At 70.7% G+C, this 16,212-nt stretch carries 16 protein-coding genes and 1 pseudogene; 12 read left to right on the plus strand and 5 right to left on the minus strand.

The window, feature by feature from the left end:
- The first annotated feature begins 63 nt into the window (after positions 1–63).
- The 9 genes from A8711_RS08145 (at position 64) to A8711_RS08180 (ending at position 9,658) form a co-directional block, all read left to right on the plus strand.
- Positions 64–864, plus strand: a complete 801-nt coding sequence (locus tag A8711_RS08145; RefSeq protein WP_082931161.1) for a SigB/SigF/SigG family RNA polymerase sigma factor — start codon at positions 64–66, stop codon at positions 862–864.
- Between the two features lie 51 nt (positions 865–915).
- Complete coding sequence (locus tag A8711_RS32405; RefSeq protein ID WP_176722769.1) at positions 916–1,089, plus strand: hypothetical protein; 174 nt, start codon at positions 916–918, stop codon at positions 1,087–1,089.
- Positions 1,086–2,099 (plus strand): glycosyltransferase family 4 protein, encoded by a 1,014-nt coding sequence (locus A8711_RS08150; protein WP_064448566.1) that lies wholly within the window; start codon positions 1,086–1,088, stop codon positions 2,097–2,099. Before A8711_RS32405 ends, A8711_RS08150 begins: the two co-directional genes overlap by 4 nt.
- Positions 2,100–2,218: 119 nt before the next feature.
- The gene (locus A8711_RS08155; RefSeq protein ID WP_064448565.1) at positions 2,219–3,355 is read left to right on the plus strand and encodes a glycosyltransferase; all 1,137 of its coding nucleotides are present in this window, start codon (positions 2,219–2,221) and stop codon (positions 3,353–3,355) included.
- A 23-nt stretch (positions 3,356–3,378) separates the two neighbouring features.
- Entirely contained in the window at positions 3,379–4,404 is a 1,026-nt protein-coding gene (locus A8711_RS08160) for a hypothetical protein (RefSeq protein WP_043330681.1), read from the plus strand.
- Positions 4,401–5,888, plus strand: a complete 1,488-nt coding sequence (locus A8711_RS08165) for a glycosylase (protein ID WP_064448617.1) — start codon at positions 4,401–4,403, stop codon at positions 5,886–5,888. Before A8711_RS08160 ends, A8711_RS08165 begins: the two co-directional genes overlap by 4 nt.
- 237 nt (positions 5,889–6,125) lie before the next feature.
- Entirely contained in the window at positions 6,126–6,659 is a 534-nt protein-coding gene (locus A8711_RS08170) for a SigE family RNA polymerase sigma factor (RefSeq protein ID WP_043330679.1), read from the plus strand.
- Positions 6,646–7,878 (plus strand): hypothetical protein, encoded by a 1,233-nt coding sequence (locus A8711_RS08175; protein WP_064448564.1) that lies wholly within the window; start codon positions 6,646–6,648, stop codon positions 7,876–7,878. The genes A8711_RS08170 and A8711_RS08175 overlap by 14 nt, the downstream gene beginning before the upstream one ends.
- A gap of 340 nt (positions 7,879–8,218) precedes the next feature.
- Complete coding sequence (locus A8711_RS08180) at positions 8,219–9,658, plus strand: alpha/beta hydrolase (protein WP_158559964.1); 1,440 nt, start codon at positions 8,219–8,221, stop codon at positions 9,656–9,658.
- Positions 9,659–10,489: 831 nt separating this feature from the next.
- Here A8711_RS08180 and A8711_RS08190 read toward each other — a convergent pair.
- The 4 genes from A8711_RS08190 to A8711_RS08200 form a co-directional block, all read right to left on the minus strand.
- Positions 10,490–11,137, minus strand: a complete 648-nt coding sequence (locus tag A8711_RS08190) for a nucleotidyl transferase AbiEii/AbiGii toxin family protein (protein WP_064448561.1) — start codon at positions 11,135–11,137, stop codon at positions 10,490–10,492.
- 2 nt (positions 11,138–11,139) lie between these two features.
- Positions 11,140–11,706 carry a hypothetical protein gene (locus A8711_RS08195; protein ID WP_064448560.1) on the minus strand — a complete coding sequence of 189 codons (567 nt, stop codon included), beginning with the start codon at positions 11,704–11,706 and terminating at the stop codon, positions 11,140–11,142.
- A 94-nt stretch (positions 11,707–11,800) separates the two neighbouring features.
- Positions 11,801–12,109, minus strand: coding sequence for a helicase (end) (locus A8711_RS32755; protein ID WP_082931159.1), 309 nt, complete (start codon positions 12,107–12,109; stop codon positions 11,801–11,803).
- Positions 12,106–12,786 carry a hypothetical protein gene (locus tag A8711_RS08200; RefSeq protein ID WP_231915650.1) on the minus strand — a complete coding sequence of 227 codons (681 nt, stop codon included), beginning with the start codon at positions 12,784–12,786 and terminating at the stop codon, positions 12,106–12,108. Before A8711_RS08200 ends, A8711_RS32755 begins: the two co-directional genes overlap by 4 nt.
- Before the next feature lie 61 nt (positions 12,787–12,847).
- Between A8711_RS08200 and A8711_RS08205 the strand changes: the two genes are divergently transcribed.
- The 3 genes from A8711_RS08205 to A8711_RS33130 all read left to right on the plus strand — a co-directional run bounded on the left by A8711_RS08205 (position 12,848) and on the right by A8711_RS33130 (position 15,077).
- On the plus strand, positions 12,848–13,159 hold the full coding sequence (locus A8711_RS08205; protein WP_231915649.1) for a hypothetical protein: 312 nt from the start codon (positions 12,848–12,850) through the stop codon (positions 13,157–13,159).
- A 6-nt stretch (positions 13,160–13,165) separates the two neighbouring features.
- Positions 13,166–14,317 (plus strand): hypothetical protein, encoded by a 1,152-nt coding sequence (locus tag A8711_RS08210; RefSeq protein ID WP_069087865.1) that lies wholly within the window; start codon positions 13,166–13,168, stop codon positions 14,315–14,317.
- A gap of 640 nt (positions 14,318–14,957) precedes the next feature.
- Entirely contained in the window at positions 14,958–15,077 is a 120-nt protein-coding gene (locus A8711_RS33130; RefSeq protein ID WP_223201434.1) for an IS3 family transposase, read from the plus strand.
- A 33-nt stretch (positions 15,078–15,110) separates the two neighbouring features.
- On the opposite strand, the pseudogene A8711_RS08215 reads toward A8711_RS33130, so the two are convergent.
- Positions 15,111–16,211 (minus strand): annotated as a pseudogene (locus tag A8711_RS08215) (helix-turn-helix transcriptional regulator); the annotation flags it as partial.
- Position 16,212: the final 1 nt, after the last annotated feature.

Here is a 16,212-nt window from a genome sequence, read left to right on the forward strand (position 1 = left end):
TGTCGCCCGGGTCCCCGGTGGCGCCAGTCTTGCCGCCACCAGCCCGTTAGGGGCGTTGGAACAATGGTCACCTCCGCCGTGACACCCACAGCCACCTTCTCCCCTCCGACGCCGAACCCGGCCTCGGGGATCAATGAAGACATGTTGCGTCGACGCGCCGCCCTGACCGTCGACGATCCCGAGCGCGTACGGCTACGAAATCGGGTCATCGAGGCGAATCTGCCGATGGCGTGTCGGTTGGCCCGCCGGTACACCGGTCGCGGGGAGTCCTACGACGATCTGGCGCAGATCGGCGCGCTCGGCCTGATCAAGGCCGTCGACGGATACGACGGCGGTCGTGGCGTGCCGTTCGCCGCCTACGCCGTCCCGACCATCCTCGGCGGCATCCGGAAGCACTTCCGCGACTCGGCCTGGGCGATCCGGGTTCCGCGTCCGACCCAGGAACTGGGTGCACGGGTGCCCGAGGCCCGGGGCAGGCTGGCGCAGCAACACGGCCGCCAGCCGACCGATCGAGAGCTCGCCGACGACCTGGAGGTGACCGTCGCCCAGGTCCTGGCCGCCGTCGTCGCCCTCGGTGTCTATCGCCTGGCATCGCTGAACGAGCCACGACTCGCGGCCGACCGCATCGAACGCCACGCGCGCAGCGGCACCGTCGATGCGGGCTACGCGGCCGTCGACGACCACCTCACCCTCGGGCCGCTCCTCGCGGCGCTTCCCCCACGCGAACTCCGGATCCTGACCATGAGGTTCACCGGTGACCTGACCCAGGCGCAGATCGCCGCCCGGGTCGGGCTGTCCCAGATGCACGTCTCCCGGCTGCTGAAGCGCTCGCTGGCTCAACTGAGAACAGGGCTCCTCCGCTGACCCGGCGCCGGCACGCGGAACCACTCCGAACAGCTTCTCGAGAGGCAGATGATGGGGATCGCCAGAAACCGGATCGTCGCGGCGCTGCGCGAGCGCGGTCAGCACGCCAGGGCCGACTGGGTCGAGCGCGACCTACCGGAGCGGGTGGACCCCGCTAAGCACGTGGGGCTGCTCGCGACCCTGCGTCTCGATCCGGCCGACCTCGCCGACTCGCCGTCCCCGTGAGGGTCGCCCTGCTCGGGCCGGTCGCCTGGCGGACACCCCCGCACCACTACGGCCCCTGGGAGCAGGTGACCGGGCTGCTCGCGGAGGGGTTGGTCACCCGTGGCGTGGAGGTGACCCTGTTCGCGACGCTGGACTCCGTCACCTCCGCCGCCCTCGACGGTGTGTGCCCCCGCGGGTACGCCGACGACCCGGCCATGGACGGCCGGGTGTGGGAGGCGATGCACGTCTCCCACGCGATGGCCCGTTCGTCGGAGTTCGACCTGGTGCACAGCCACCTCGACTGGCTGCCGCTCGCCTTCGCCGAACACTGCCGCGCGCCGCTGCTCACCACCGTGCACGGTTTCTCCGGTGCGGGCATCCTCCCCGCGTACGCCCGGGCCCGCTCGTCCTACGTCTCGATCTCCGACGCCGACCGGAACGCGGACCTCGACTACGTCGCCACGGTGCACCACGGTGTCGACCTGACCGGGCTGCCGTTCACCCGCGACGCCGGCCCGGGACTGGCCGCCTTCGGCCGGATCCACCCCGACAAGGGCACCCACACCGCCATCGAGATCGCCCGCCGCGCCGGACGGCCGCTGACCATCTGCGGCATCGTTCAGGACGAGCGGTACTTCGCCGAGCAGGTGGCCCCCCACATCGACGGCGACCGGGTCGTCTTCCTCGGCTCGGTCGGCCCTCGGCGGCGTGCGGAGGTGCTGGGCGCGAGCGCCGCGCTGCTGCACCCGATCGCCTTCGACGAGCCGTTCGGGCTCTCGGTGGTGGAGTCGATGGCCTGCGGCACGCCGGTCGTCGCGTACGCGCGCGGGTCGATGCCGGAGGTCGTCGACGAAGGGGTGACGGGGTTCCTCGTGCGGACCGCCGAGCAGGCCGTCGACGCCGTCGGCCGGGCTGCCGCGCTGGACCGGGCCACCTGTCGGACCCGGGCCGGGCAACGCTTCGGCGCGGACCGCATGGTGACCGACTACCTGACCGTCTACGACCGCCTCACCCGTCGGTCGCACCGCTGAACCCCCGGCCACCACCGCCCGATCCGTTCCGCCGGCCACACACGCTGGCCGGCGTGCGCCGACACCGCGTGAGGCCGCCCCCACTCCGAGGCGGCCGACAACCGGAAGGCCCGACACCCATGCCCAGCTACGGCTTCCTCAGCACGCACCCACCGACCCGATGCGGACTGGCCACCTTCAACTCCGCCCTCGCCACCCACCTGACCGCCGACGGCACGCGCGGCGGCATCGTCCGGGTCACCGACCACGGCGACGACCTGCGGGCCGGACCCGGGGTCGTGCACACCTGGTCGGCCCGTACGCAGACCGGCTGGCGGGACGCCGCGGCCGTCCTCAACACCTTCGACGTGGCCGTCGTGCAGCACGAGTACGGCATCTACCCCGGCGCCGACGGCGAGGACGTCCTGCCGCTGCTGCGCCGGCTCACCGTGCCGAGCATCGTGGTCCTGCACACCGTGCTCCGCCGGCCCTCGCCCAGGCAGAAGTCCCTGCTGGAGCAGATCGTCACCGCCGCGGGAGCGGTCGTCACCATGACCCGCACGGCTCACGACCGGCTGCTCGTCGGCTACGCCGTACGTCCGGACAAGGTCACGGTCATCCCGCACGGCGCCGCCGAACACGTCCACGTGCCCGCCGACCGCCGTACCCGCCCGCACCTGCTGACCTGGGGACTGCTCGGCCCGGGCAAGGGCGTCGAGTGGTCGTTGCGGGCCCTCGCGCGGTTGCAGGACCTCGAACCGACCCCCACCTACACGATTGCCGGCCGGACCCATCCGAAGGTGGTCGAGCACCAGGGGGAGGCGTACCGGGCGGGACTGCACCAGCTCGGCGCCCAGCTGGGCATCGCCCACGCCGTGGACTACCAGAACGTCTACCACGACCAACCCGCGCTCGCCCGGTTGATCCGCTCCGCCGACGTGGTCGTGCTGCCCTACGACTCCCGCGAACAGGTCACCTCCGGCGTGCTCATCGAGGCGGTGGCCGCCGGGGTGCCCGTCGTGGCCACGGCCTTCCCGCATGCCGTCGAGCTGCTCAACGGCGGGCCCGGTCTGGTCGTACCCCACCAGGATTCGGCGGCGCTGGCCGCCGCGATCCGGCGGATCCTGACCGAGCCCGGCCTGGCCGCCCGGCTGGCGGGCCGCGTCCGGCCGCCGGCCGCGGACCTGCGCTGGCCGGCGGTGGCGGCCAGCTACGGCACGCTCGCCGAGCGGCTCGTCGCCGCCCGCCTCTCCGCGGTCAGCGCGGCGTCGGCGTGACCGCGACCACCGATCTGTCCAACATGTCAGGCAGCGGTGGCCGGCATCCGACGCCCCGGCCGAGCTTCGCGCACCTGAGCCGTTTGAGTGACGACACCGGCCTGTTCGAGCACGCCCGACACGCCATCGTCCGCCGCGAACACGGCTACTGCACCGATGACGCCGCGCGCGGGCTGGTCGTCACCAGCCGGGAGCCGGAGCCGACCCCGGAGGTGCTCGGGCTGGCGGAGCGCTACCTCGCGTTCCTCACCCACGCGCAGGACACCCGGGGCGCCTTCCGCAATCGGCTCGGCCACGACCGGCGGTGGACCGACGCCCCCGGGCTCGGCGACTGGTGGGGGCGGGCGCTGTGGGGGCTCGGCACCGCCGCCGCCCGCAGCCCCGCGCCCTGGATCCGGGAGGAGGCACTCGTCGCCTTCGGCCGGGGCGCCAGACGGCGCTCCCCGGCCCCGCACGCGATGGCCTTCGCCGGGCTCGGTGCCATCGAGGTGCTGCGCCGCCACCCGGGCCACGCCGATGCGGCCACACTGCTCATGGACGCGGCCGCCACGATCGGCGCCCCCGGCCCCGACCCGCTCTGGCCCTGGCCGCAGCCGTGCCTGACCTATGCCAACGCGGCCCTCGCGGAGGTCGTCATCGCGGCCAGTCAGCTACGCCACGACGGCCCGCCCCTCGACGACGGCCTGCGGATGCTGACCTGGCTGCGCGACGTCCAGCTCCGTGATGGACACCTGTCGGTCGTACCCGCCGGCGGGTGGCAGCGCGGCGCGGCGCGGCTGCGCCACGACCAGCAGGCGATCGAGGTAGCCGCGTTCGCCGACGCCTGCGCCACCGCCGCCGCCGTCACCGGCGACCCCGGCTGGGAGACCGGCGTCCGGCAGGCGGTGGGGTGGTTCCTCGGCGACAACGACGTCGGTACGCGGATGTGGGATCCGGCGACCGGCGGCGGCTACGACGGGCTGACCCCGCACGGACCCAACCTCAACCAGGGCGCCGAATCGACCCTCGCGCTGATCTCCACCGTGCAGCACGCCCGGCGGTGGTCGTGACCGACACCCTGGCCGTCCGGCACGGCGCCATCCTGGCCCCGGATCCACGCCGGGTCGTCGTCAAGCTCTTCGTCCCGGGTGAGGACGCCGCCCTGGTACGCAGCCGAGCGCGGGCGCTCATCGACCGCGTCGCGCACCTCGACGACGAGGAGACCGGCCGGCTGCTGAGGGAGACCTTCGACCGGTTCGGCACCCGGCACCGCGATCTGGACGCCACGTTCCACCACCACTACGACCTCGTCCGGCACCGCATCGCCCGGGGCCGGGACCTTTCCCCCACCACCCGGCTCCTGATCGGCGCCTACTTCAGCCACGAGTACGCGGTCGAGGCGGCGGCCCTGTGCAACCCGTCGATGGTTGCCCATCCGGACCAGACCGGCCTGATCGCCGGGCAACTGCGCGTCGCGATCAGCCTGCGCCAGATCGGCGAGGGGCACCTGTCGTCCATCGGGTTCGCCACCGCGGTCCTCGGACCCGGACTCCGGCTCACCGTCGCCGACCGGTCCGGGCCGCCGGTCGTCGGACAGCGGACGGCCGTACGACACCGCCGGGACCTCCTCGCCGCCGGCCTGACCGAGGTGGACTGCGACAACGAAATCACCGCCACCGTGCTGCACGCCCTGCCCGAACGCTACGACGAGGCGACCTTCGACCGGGTGATCGGCGATCTGCCACCGGACCTGCTCTCCCGCAGCACCGGACCGGACACCCTCGAACAGGTACGCCGCACCAACGCCGCCAGTTACGCCACGATCTTCCCCGCCGACACCGCCCTGCATCAACGAGTCCTCTGGCCGGCCGTTCCGGCGGAGGGCAACGGCATGGAGGACGCCCGGTTCGTCAGGTTCACCGGCGAGTCCGGACCCTTGTACCGGGCGACCTACACCGCCTACGACGGACGGCGCATCGCCACCCGCACGCTTGCCAGCGTGGACCTGCGCCGATTCGACAGCACCCCGATGCGCGGGCCGGGCGTCCGCAACAAGGGCGTCGCGCTGTTCCCCCGTACCGTGGCCGGACGGCACCTCGCCCTGTGCCGCGCGGACGGCGAGACCATCGGCCTGACCAGCCTGGACCGTGAGAACCGGTGGCGGAGGCCGGTGCCGCTGCACGCCCCCCGGGACAGCTGGGAACTGATCCAGGTCGGCAACTGCGGATCGCCCATCGAGACCGACGCCGGCTGGCTCGTGCTCACCCACGGCGTCGGCCCGATGCGCCGGTACGCCATCGGCGCGCTCCTGCTCGACCTGCGCCGGCCGGAACGGGTGATCGCGCGGCTGCCCGGCGCGCTCCTGTCACCCGACGAGGCCGAGCAGGACGGTTACGTCCCCAACGTCGTCTACTCCTGCGGCGCGCTCGTACACGACGGCGAGCTGTGGCTGCCGTACGGGGCCGGCGACAACCGGGTCGGGTTCGCCACCGTGCCGGTGGCCACGCTCCTCGCCGCGATGGTGGAATCCGCTCCGGGCGGCCGGGACGGATGAGCGGCCGCCGGTACGACGATCCGGACGGTCGGTGTCGGCCGAATCCTGCTCGGGTGTGGACGGCCTGGACCGGCGGGCGACCACTACCTGCTCGACCGCGACGATGATCTCTTCAGAGCGCGTCGGCGCGACCGTAGAACCCGCTCGATCATCCTGTTGATCCGCCAACTTCTTCGAGCGGTGCAACTTTCCGGGTGGGCGGTTCCGTTCTACCTCCGTCACGAGGAGGCAGGGCACTTGATAGCCGAAGACGAGCAAGCATTCCGCGAGTTCGTGACGTCAGAAATGGCGTCACTGCGCAAGCTGGCGTACGTGACCTGCGGCGACTGGCACGCGGCGGAGGACGCCGTGGCCAATGCTCTGGTCAAACTCTATCCCCGCTGGCGGAAGCTGGACCGGCCCGATCTCTACGTCAAGACCATGGTCTACCGGGCCGCGGTCGACGAGACCCGTCGGCCGTGGCGGCGCGAGCGGTCGGCCGGTGACGCCATGCCGGACATCGCGCTGCGCGACCCCGCCGGTGCGAGCGACGAGCGGATGCGCCTGCGGGCGGCGCTCGACTCGGTGCCACCCCGGCAGCGAGCCGCGGTCGTGCTCCGGCACTACCTGGATCTGAGCCTGGAGGACACCGCCAGCGTCCTGAACTGCACGGTGGGCACGGCCAAGAGTCAGGTGTCCCGTGGCCTGGCGAAGCTGCGCGAGTCACTCGGCGGCGACCGTACCGATCTCAACGGACCATCGATAAAGGAGTGGACCCATGCGGTTGCATGATCTCGTGGACGCGGTAACGGGCGATGAGCCGCCGATGTCCCGCACCGTCGACGACATCATCACGGCAGGGCGGCGGGCGCAGCGCCGCCGTCGGGCCGGATTCGCGTCAGCCGGCGCGGCGGGCCTCGTCGTGGCCGTGGTCGCCGGTGCGTTCGTGGTACCGGCTCTGGGTGCGCAGCAGAGCCCCCCGGCCGCGCCGTTCGTGGCCGGTGCGGCGGCGTCCGAGCCGGCCGGGGCCGAGTGGCCCGACGCCGCGTCGTTCACCTTCACCTTCACCGGGTACGACGCCGGCACGCTGCATGTGCAGGACCCGATCGTCGCGTCCACCGCGTACCAGATCGCTCCCGTCTACTCCGACGGTCACACCTCGAACGACAAGCCCATGACCCGCCAGGAGGTGGAGGAGCAGGGCGACGCGTTCTTGCGGAACAAGGAAAACGGGAAGCCGGCCCTCTTGGCGTACCTGACCGTCTACCGGCCCGGTGCCTTCGACCCGGCCGGGATCAAGGACGGCGCGAACGTCACCGTGGCCGGGCGCAGGGCCGTGCAGGCGACGCTGCCGGTCGGCCTTGACCCGCAACGCCCGGTGGATGGCGGCAACAAGCTCTTCGCCTGGGAGTACGCCGACAACGCCTGGGCGGCTGTCACGTCGTACTCCGGCGACAAGGCCACGCCGAGCTTCGAGGAGCTGGGCGGCCTGGTCGAAGGCCTGAAGCCCAGCAGGCCGACGCCGGCCCTGGTGCCCTTCACGGTGGGCTACCTGCCGGACGGTTACGTGCCGTTGCAGATCGGCACCCACGCCACGGCGGGCCTCGGCGGCATCGCCGCGGCCCGCGGCGGCGACTACGGCGGCGCGACGTACACCAGGTCCGCCGCGCCCACCACTGGGCTGACCGCACCGTACGAGGCGAGCGAGGGTGGCATCAAAGACGGGTTCCACATCTCGGTCATCCCGAGCAGCAGCGCGAACCAGACGCCGGAGCCCGGTGTGACGAAGTGCTACGACGTACCCGACCGGCCCGGGTGGGACGGCCCGCAGGTCGACATCTGGTGCCAGTTCCGGAGCGCCGACGGCGCAGTCGTAGTCGAGGTCAGCCCCGATGGTGCCGGTAACACGCTGCCGCGGGTCGAGCTGGAGAAGATCGCCAAGGGGATCACGGTCGCCGACGTCGAGGACGAGTCGACCTGGACTCCGGCCGCGACCGCCCTGCGGCCATGACGGCCAGCGCCGGCACCACGACGGTGCTGTTCCGCAGGGCCGCTTCAGCGGCTCCTGTCGCGAAGAATGAAGGCTTGGGATGAGACGCAGAGCAAAGGCCGGTCTGATTGCCACGGCAACAGCGGCTCTGTGCGTACAGGTGGTGCCTCTCGCCGAGGCGAACACCGCGCCGAAGTCCGACGCGGTGCCGGTCGGACTGGCGGAGTTCTACGCGCAGCGTCCTGCGTGGGGACCCTGCCCCCGCCCGCCGGTGCCACCGAGGCGGTCACCGGATGCTTCGGCGTCCGCGCTTCCCCGTGCCGGGAGCGCGTCCCCGGCGGTGGAATGCACGACTGTGCGGGTGCCGTTGGACTACCGGCGACCGGACGGTCCCCGGGAGACCGTCGAGCTCTCCCGGCGCCTGGCGAGCGATCAGCCGAACCGGCTCGGCGTACTGGTCGAGGTCCCCGGCGGGCCGGGCGGGCAGGGAATCTACGCGCCGGAGGACCCGGCGTACGAGGCGCTGTCAACGCGGTACGACATCATCGGGTACAACCCGCGCGGTGTCGGGCAGTCGCAGCCTCTGCTGTGCGAGGGCACGAGCGTGCAGGTGTCCGGTAGGACGCGCTTCACCGACGCGCAGATGCGGGCGTACACCGAGGAGTTCCGCAGGCGTGATCAGCAATGCGAACGCGCGGACGGTGCCCGGCGTCCCTACTTCACCACCGCCAACAACGCCAGAGATCTCGACATCGTCCGCGCGGTCCTGGGTGAGCGTCAGCTGAACCTGATGGGGAAGTCCTACGGCACGTACGTGACGGCCGTCTACGGCACGCTTTTTCCGAAGCGACTGAACCGCAACGTCCTGGACTCCGCGATCCACCCGCAATGGATATGGCGGGAGGCGTGGAAGCAACAGGCAATCGCCCAACGTAGGACCGCCGACGCCTGGATGACGTGGGTGGCCGAGCGCAACGGAATCTACGGGCTGGGAACCACCCGGTCGCAGGTGCGCACCACGATCGAACGGACCCGGGCGAAGCTGGAGCAACGCCCGATCGACCAGGGTGATTTCGTGTACGACGGCACCGAGTTCGACGGCCTCGTCGGGGCCACCAACGAGGTGGCGTACTGGGACTTCTTCGCAGCGACGGCGAGCCGGCTGCGTCAGCAGGTCGAGACACCCTCGGACGTGCCGGGTGACCTGGGCCGGGCGTTGGCTCTTCAGCAAGAGATCCAGGCCGACCCGCCGCCGACCAGCAATGGCGTCTGGGAGGCAGTCAACTGCGAGGCCGAATGGCCCGCCGACCTCAAGGTGTACTACGCGGACATGCGCTACTTCTCCGAGCACTTCCCCTACGGCTGGGGTGCTTCGGCGGTTTCTCCGCGTGAGTGCACCTTCGGCTCGGTGGAGCGGGTCGAGCCGCTGGTGAAGCTGCGCCGCAGCGGCTACCCGACAGGGCTGGTCGTGCAGGAGGAGTTCGACCCGCAGACGCCGTACGAGGGCGGTCGGGCGATGGCGGACCTGCTCGGGCACCGGCTCCTCAGCGTTCCGCGCGATGGCTACCACGTCGTCCACGGCACCAACGCCTGCGTCGACGCCGCCATCGACGACTACCTGCTGAACGGAAAGCTGCCGAAACGGGGAGCGGAGTGCGAGGGAACGCCGGTCCCCGAGGTTCCGACGGATGGTTCGGCGCGGGTGGGTGAGGGCGACCGCCCGTCCCTCGACGAGCAGACGACTCTCTTGTCTGGCCGGATCCCTCGTCCGCTTCAGGCTGGTGGTCGTGCGCCCTCCTGATGTCGACGCGTGAGGGCTTGACATCCGCGCCGTTCTGGCCGAACGCCTCCGCAGTTCCGTGGTACGTCACGGCTGGCCAGGTGGTGGATCTGTTCCACGGCGCGCAGACCCGCGGGCACGGCGACCTGGAGGTCGCCGTGCCCAGCGCACTTTGCGCCCGCGCCACGGTAGATACCGCCGGAGTACGCGCGCTGGTTGATCACCTTGAGGTGGTGTGGGCCCGCTGTTCCCGCCCGTGCGTAACGTCGGCCCGGCCGAGGATCTGGCCGGTGACGGTGTCCCGGGCCTCGAGTCCGATGCGGTAACCGCCATCGGCCAGGCTGCCGGTCGCGCAGCCAGCCCGGCCGGTCGCGGGACAACCCAACGGGCCGGGCATTTCGGCGATTGCACACTCCGATCTCTCGGTGTTGATGGGCGGACCGCGCGAGCAAGGAAAGAAACCATCGGCAAGCCATCCTCGCTCTCGCCTGGTGACGCGCGTTGACGTTGTCCGGGCACTCATCCGCGACCTTAAGAATTCACTCGACCGGCACCGGTGATCCGCGCCGCAGCCTGAACCAGGCTGCTCGCCGCCGACGCAACCCCATCCGCGCCAGCCGGCCCACCCTGCCCGCCGAGATCAATTGAAGTCACATGGAGACTGCTCAAGCGGATGCCAACCCGGGTCAACCGGTGCCGACGCGGGTCACCGCGACCGACCGCCGGTCGCAACCCGGGGTTCGTGTGCTCCGCGGGTGGTCCTGGGCTGGGCGAACGACGGTCCGAGGAACGTAGGTGAACGTGTGGGTACTGCGGGTGCAGGCTCAACGTTGCCGTGAGTCGGAAGCCGAGTCACCCTTCCTCGTAGTCGAGCAGTTCGCGGCGCCACTCCGCGAATCGGCTTAAGAGATCGTCCAGCGCTGGGCCGGTGACGCCGTACTGGGCGAAGTCGTCGGGATCGAGCTGGGTGGCTTGTGCGAGGGCGTCGGCGAAGATGCGCGGGTCGAACCCACGGTCGGCGCGCTGCGCGAGGGCGAGGAGGGCGTCGCGGGTGTAGCGGCCGGATCGGAGCGTGGCGTCGATGTCGATGAAGTCGCGGGCGAACGCTCGTCCGTAGAGGGCGCTCATCTTGTTCGCGACCGCGTCGTCGGGGTGGAGGACGGGTCCGATCGCCATGAGGATCGGTTCGTTGGCGCGCCAGTCCACGCCGAGTTCGACCTTGGAAACCCGCGCGCCATCGGTGACTGTGAGCCGGGCGAAGGTGTCGTACTGCCGCTCGGTCTCGACGGTGAGGCCGTCGTCTCGGTAGGCGTGTACGACGGCGGCGACTGCGGCGGTGAATTCGTCGCGGCGGTCCCAGGCGGTGAACAGGTCGACGTCCTCGCTGGGCCGCTCCAGGAGCCCAGCGGCCTGGACCGCGTAACCGCCGGCCAGCGCGAAGCCGTATCGGTCGGCCGCCGCGAGCCCGGTACGGGCGAGGCGTTCGTGGAAGGGGTCCACCGCTATGCCGCGTTGCTGCGTGTGGCGGCGAGTTCGGGGAAGGCGTCCTCCCAGCGTTGGCGGAGCTGGGATGGCAGCCAGAGAGTGGGCCAGAGCCGCCGGAGGAGGTCGGCATCGAGCCAGGTGTGCAGGTCCTCGACGGTGCTGGCTTCGGTGAGCACCACCTTGTACATGCTGGCCAGGCGTGCGGGCCGGTTCAGGTCGTACTCGGCATGCCCGGACCAGTCGAGGTGACGCGGAAGCGTCACGGAGCCGTCGGTCGGGCCGTGCAGATCGGCGAGGGTTTCGGCCACCACGTAGGGCTTCCGGTCGCCGTAGGGCTGGTAGTCCGCTGGCGGCTGGGGTGACATCCTGCGCCGGCTGAGGTTCGTCGCCCGCCGGACTTCCGGTCGTAGCGCCTGACGGATCGTCTCCCGGCTGTACCCGGTGACGCGCTGCAGATCCACCGGCCGCCATCCGGCCGCGTGAAACGCCCGCAGCTGCTCGTCCCGCTCGGTCAGCGCGGCGGCCCGCGTCGCCTCATACCGGGAGACAACCGCCTGCAGCTCATCCTCGGAGAACCGGCCCATGGCCTTTAGCCTACCAGGCTAGGCCCAGCACGCTTGGCGTACGTCATTCTTCGGAAGCCGGCGGACCAGTCATGATGATCGCGAGGGGATGTACTCATGTTCTGGTGAAGCCGAGGGCCCGGTATCCGGGCATGCGGCGTGGGAGTGAGGCGGCGAGGATGGGAGTGGCCGGGTCGTGGTAGTCGTGGACCTCGGCGAGGTCCTTGCCGGGCGCGGCGCGGATGACGCGGCCGGCGCATTGGACGAGTAGGCCGTCGTAGGAGATCGGGCCGGCGAGGAAGAGGGTGTCGAGGGCGGGGGCGTCGAAGCCCTCACCGATGAACGGCGTGGTGCCGATGACGAGCAGGCCGGCCTTGGCGCCGTCGAGCCGGTCAACGACTGTCCGCCGTTCGCGGGTGCTCATCGCGCCTTGGAGCACAAGCGCCGGTCGTACGAGCGGAGGTCCATCGACCCGCGCAGCACCATCGCCTCCCGCAGCAGGACCGTGCCGACGGCCCGCGCGGTGGCCGCGGCAACAGCACCGGTGAAGAAGACCCACACGTGGGCACCACGGCCTGACTGGGAGACCTCCAACGCGGCCGGCACCGCGCTGGCTCGCGCCGCCTTCACGTACGCGAGGGCGTCGAGCATCGCCGTCGGCCCGTCGAAGTCGGCCACGACGAAGTGGCAGGTGTTGCCGGGCATCAGCGGGTATAGGCCCATGAACACGTCGCCGACCAGATGCGCCGCGACGACCTCCGTCGTGCGGGGCAGGTAGGTGGCACCGCGCCGGTCCATACCCTTACGCCAGCCACCGGCGACTGCGGGCATCCACCCGGCAGCGCCGGTACGGGCGTTGTCCCACCGCACGGCGTACACGTCGGCCCGGGCCCGGAACCGGTCGGCGAACAACGCCAGCTTGTCCCGAGTCGGCGAAGCCATGGTGACCAGCCCTGGCGGCTCAACCGGCGCGGACAACTGCTCCGGCGCCGCAGTCGTGTCCTGGCCGCGCAGCTCCAGCAGACGTCCCAGTCGGGCGTTCTCTGCCCGTAACCGCTCCACCTCCCGCCGAAGATCGACGAACTCGGCCACCGAACCCATGCCGACCATCCTCGCGCATCGGGCGTCGAACATCCCGGCACCGGTCCGCTATCCTCCGCCGATGGCATCGAAGGACAACGCCGCGCTGGAGGCGATGATCGAGGAAGCCACCGCCGACACGGACGGTCATGAGGACGAGCGCGCCGGCCTGTTCACCATGATCGAGGAGCATCTGGCGGTGCCGTTCACCACCACCGTCCTCGGCGTCGAGGCCACCGTACGGAAGGCCGAGCTGGCGGCGGACAACATCGTCGCGGTCTGCGCCCGAGGTCGCCACCGGCAGAGGATCGATCTCCTCGACCTRCCGTTGCTCACCCCCGCGCCGGACGGCGCCGCGTGGATCGACGCCTACCGGCACTGGGCCGGACGGTAGGCCACGGTGAGCGAGTACCAGTACTACGAGTTCACCGCCGTCGACCGGCCCCTCACCGGCCGGGAGCGGGCCGAGCTTCGGTCGCTGTCGACCCGGGCCGACATCACCGCCACCAGCTTCGTCAACACCTACGAGTGGGGCGACTTCAAGGGCGACCCGCGCACGCTGATGGAGCGGTACTTCGACGCGCACCTGTACCTGACGAACTGGGGCACCCGCCAGCTCATGCTGCGGCTACCGAAACACGTGCTCGACCCCGCCACCGTCTCCCAGTACTGCCAAGGGGACAGCGCATCCGCGTGGACCACCGGCAAGCACGTCATCATCGACCTGCACGACGAGGACGAGGACGGCACCGACGAGTGGGACCTCGACGGCCACGGCCTCCTCGCCTCCGTCATCCCGGTCCGGGCCCGCCTCGCCGCCGGCGACCTGCGCCTGCTGTACCTGGCCTGGCTGCGCTGCGTACAGTCCGCCGAGATCGCCGACGACGAGCCTGAACCGCCCGTCCCCGCCCGGCTGGGGACCCTCGACGCGTCCCTCACCGCCGTCGCCGAGTTCCTACGCATCGACCCCGACCTGATCGCGGCCGCGGCGGCCGGACCGCCGCCGGCCACCTCCGGCGAACCGACCGCTGCGCAACTACGCACCTGGGTCGTCGGGCTGCCCGCTCGGGACAAGGACGCCATCCTGACCGACCTGATCACCGGCGGCGACAGCCACCTGCGCAACCGACTGCTGCGCCGCTACCGCGACGCACACCGCACTGATACGCCCACCCCGGCAGCCGCCCGTACCGCCGGGGAACTGCTCTCCACCGCCGCGGGGTTGCGCGCCGAACGGGAACGACGGGACGCTGAGCAACGCGAACGCGACCGGATCCGCCGCGAACGGTCCGCCGCAGCAGCCCGGCAACGGCACCTCGACACCCTCGCAGTCGACCAACCCGCCGCCTGGCAGCGAGTCGACGAGCTCATCGCCACCAAGAAACCCCGCGAGTACGACACCGCCGTGCAACTCCTCATCGACCTGCGCGAACTCAGCGAACGCGACGGGGACAGTTCGTCGTTCCAGCACCGGCTGGCCGAGCTCCGGGCGGCGCATGCCCGCAAGCCCAGTTTGCTCGAACGCCTCAACCTCGCAGGCCTCGACACCTGACGCATGGTTCTTCGCTGACCGTCGCCAAGGTGTGGCAAGGATCGTGGAGGGCCGGTGCGGCGTGTCAGCGTGACGCCCCAGACAGTCGACGCCGGCCACTTCATCCTGCCCGCCAAGATCAACCAGAGTCACCTGGAGACTCCTCCAGCGGATGCCGACCGGGGTGGACCGGTGCCAACGAGGGTCACCATGGCCGACCGCCGGCCGCAAACCGGGGTTCGTGTGCTCAGGTGTGCTCCTGGGCTGGGAGAACGGCGGTCCGGGGAACGTGGGTGAACGGGGGCCACTCCCTGCCACCCCAGGTGAACCCCAGGTCGCTAGACTGTGCCCTCGCGCCCTCGTAGCTCAGGGGATAGAGCATCGGTTTCCTAAGACCGTCATCTATGCATGTCGGTAGGCCGACTGCCTGCGATTCAGCCGTTCATTACCTCTGTTTGTTGGTCGCATTGGATAGCTGCTGCGCTCCGTTGCTGGCGGTTACAGTAGCAAACCGGCCGCCTCTGTTGCTTTTTGTGTCAACTTTCTCGATTCTAAATCCTCGTCACGGCATTTTGCGACTTGACGTAGCGAGGATGCTGTCCGGGGAAGCACGTGCGATCCTCGCCCAACCCGCTCCTTTACGCCGCACGCCGAGTTACGCCTGGGCACCGGAGTCGGAAGTGGGCGCAAACGCGTTGCCAGGCTGATGCGCCAGGCCGGGCTGCAGGGCTTCTGCCGGCGCTGCCGTCAGGGCTGCAAGGTGCGCGAGTTGGACGCGTGAGTGGATGCCGAGCTTCCGGTAGACGCGGGTGAGGTTTGCTTCGACTGTTTTGACACTGATGGTGAGGGCGGTGGCGATGTCGCGGTTGGTCGCTCCGCTGGCGGCGAGCTCGACGCAGCGCTGTTCGGCGGAGGTGAGGCAGGGGAGCGTACTGCTGTGCGCGGGGACGGGCTCCAGTTGGTGGAGGGTGCGGGTGGCGGCTTCGATCCAGGGGTGTGCCTGGTGCGTGCTGAAGAGGTCGGCGGCGCTCTGCGCCGCGGTGCGGGCGCTGGCGCGTCGGCGTCCGCGTCGTTCGGTGTGGCTGAGGGCCAGGAGGGTTCGACCGTGTTCGATGGGCAGGTGGCGGAGGTGGTCGGCTGCTGCGGTGAGGAGGTCGGCGGCCGCATCGTAGTTGCCCAGGGTGGCTTCCAGGAGTGCCTGGGAGCGGTCGAGCACGGGGAGGACGCAGCTTCTATCTAGATCAGTCGCGGTGCGACGGGTATCGGTCAGCAGTTTGCGGGCTTGGTCGAGGTAGCCGAGGGAGATGAGGGCTTGGGCGAGGTCGGCGTGCCAGCGCAGGACGGACGGGTCGCGGACCTGCTGGCGCTTCTCAAGCGTACGGACCTCTTCCAGCGCCTCCAGGGCTTCTTTCGGACGCCCGGTGACCAGGAGAAGATGTCCGAGGACGAAGAGGTTTCGGGAGAGGAAGACTTTGTTGTCCTCCCGGCGGGAGGTGTCCGCCCCGCGGCGTGCGTGAGCGAGGGCGGAGTCGGTGCACGAGGCGGTGCCCTCGACCAGGGCGGAGGTGTAGCACGTTGGTGCGGGGTCCAAGGCGGCTCTGTCGGTAAGCGACAGGGCGCGGCCGGCGTAGTCGAGGGCCAGTCCGCACCGTCCGGCGCGGATCTCGACTTCGGCGAGGCTGCGCAGGACATCCACGGTGGCTTCGGCGTCTCCGGTCCGCTCGGCTTCGACGAGCAGAGGCAGCAGTGCGCTGCGGGCTTCGTCCAGACGGTCGTCGAAGATGGCGTGCCGGGCGGAGAGCTGTTCGGGCCTGGCGTTGACGGGGATGTGAGTGCTGCGTGGCAGGGACAGGGCGTGGCCGAGCGTGGTCTCGGCTTGGGGGCGGCCGAGGATGCGTTGGATGCGGGCCTGCATC

Origin of the sequence: Micromonospora sp. II (genome assembly GCF_001709195.1) — a bacterium.
Classification (GTDB): domain Bacteria; phylum Actinomycetota; class Actinomycetes; order Mycobacteriales; family Micromonosporaceae; genus Micromonospora; species Micromonospora chalcea.

Excerpts from the sequence above, each read along its gene's own strand:
- A8711_RS08145 (WP_082931161.1), top strand. The coding sequence starts at position 64 with ATGGTCACCTCCGCCGTGACACCCACAGCCACCTTCTCCCCTCCGACG.
- A8711_RS08200 (WP_231915650.1), bottom strand. The coding sequence starts at position 12,786 with ATGGGTTCGGTGGCCGAGTTCGTCGATCTTCGGCGGGAGGTGGAGCGG.
- A8711_RS08175 (WP_064448564.1), top strand. The coding sequence starts at position 6,646 with ATGCGGTTGCATGATCTCGTGGACGCGGTAACGGGCGATGAGCCGCCG.
- A8711_RS32755 (WP_082931159.1), bottom strand. The coding sequence starts at position 12,109 with ATGAGCACCCGCGAACGGCGGACAGTCGTTGACCGGCTCGACGGCGCC.
- A8711_RS08155 (WP_064448565.1), top strand. The coding sequence starts at position 2,219 with ATGCCCAGCTACGGCTTCCTCAGCACGCACCCACCGACCCGATGCGGA.
- A8711_RS08195 (WP_064448560.1), bottom strand. The coding sequence starts at position 11,706 with ATGGGCCGGTTCTCCGAGGATGAGCTGCAGGCGGTTGTCTCCCGGTAT.
- A8711_RS32405 (WP_176722769.1), top strand. The coding sequence starts at position 916 with ATGGGGATCGCCAGAAACCGGATCGTCGCGGCGCTGCGCGAGCGCGGT.
- A8711_RS08160 (WP_043330681.1), top strand. The coding sequence starts at position 3,379 with ATGTCAGGCAGCGGTGGCCGGCATCCGACGCCCCGGCCGAGCTTCGCG.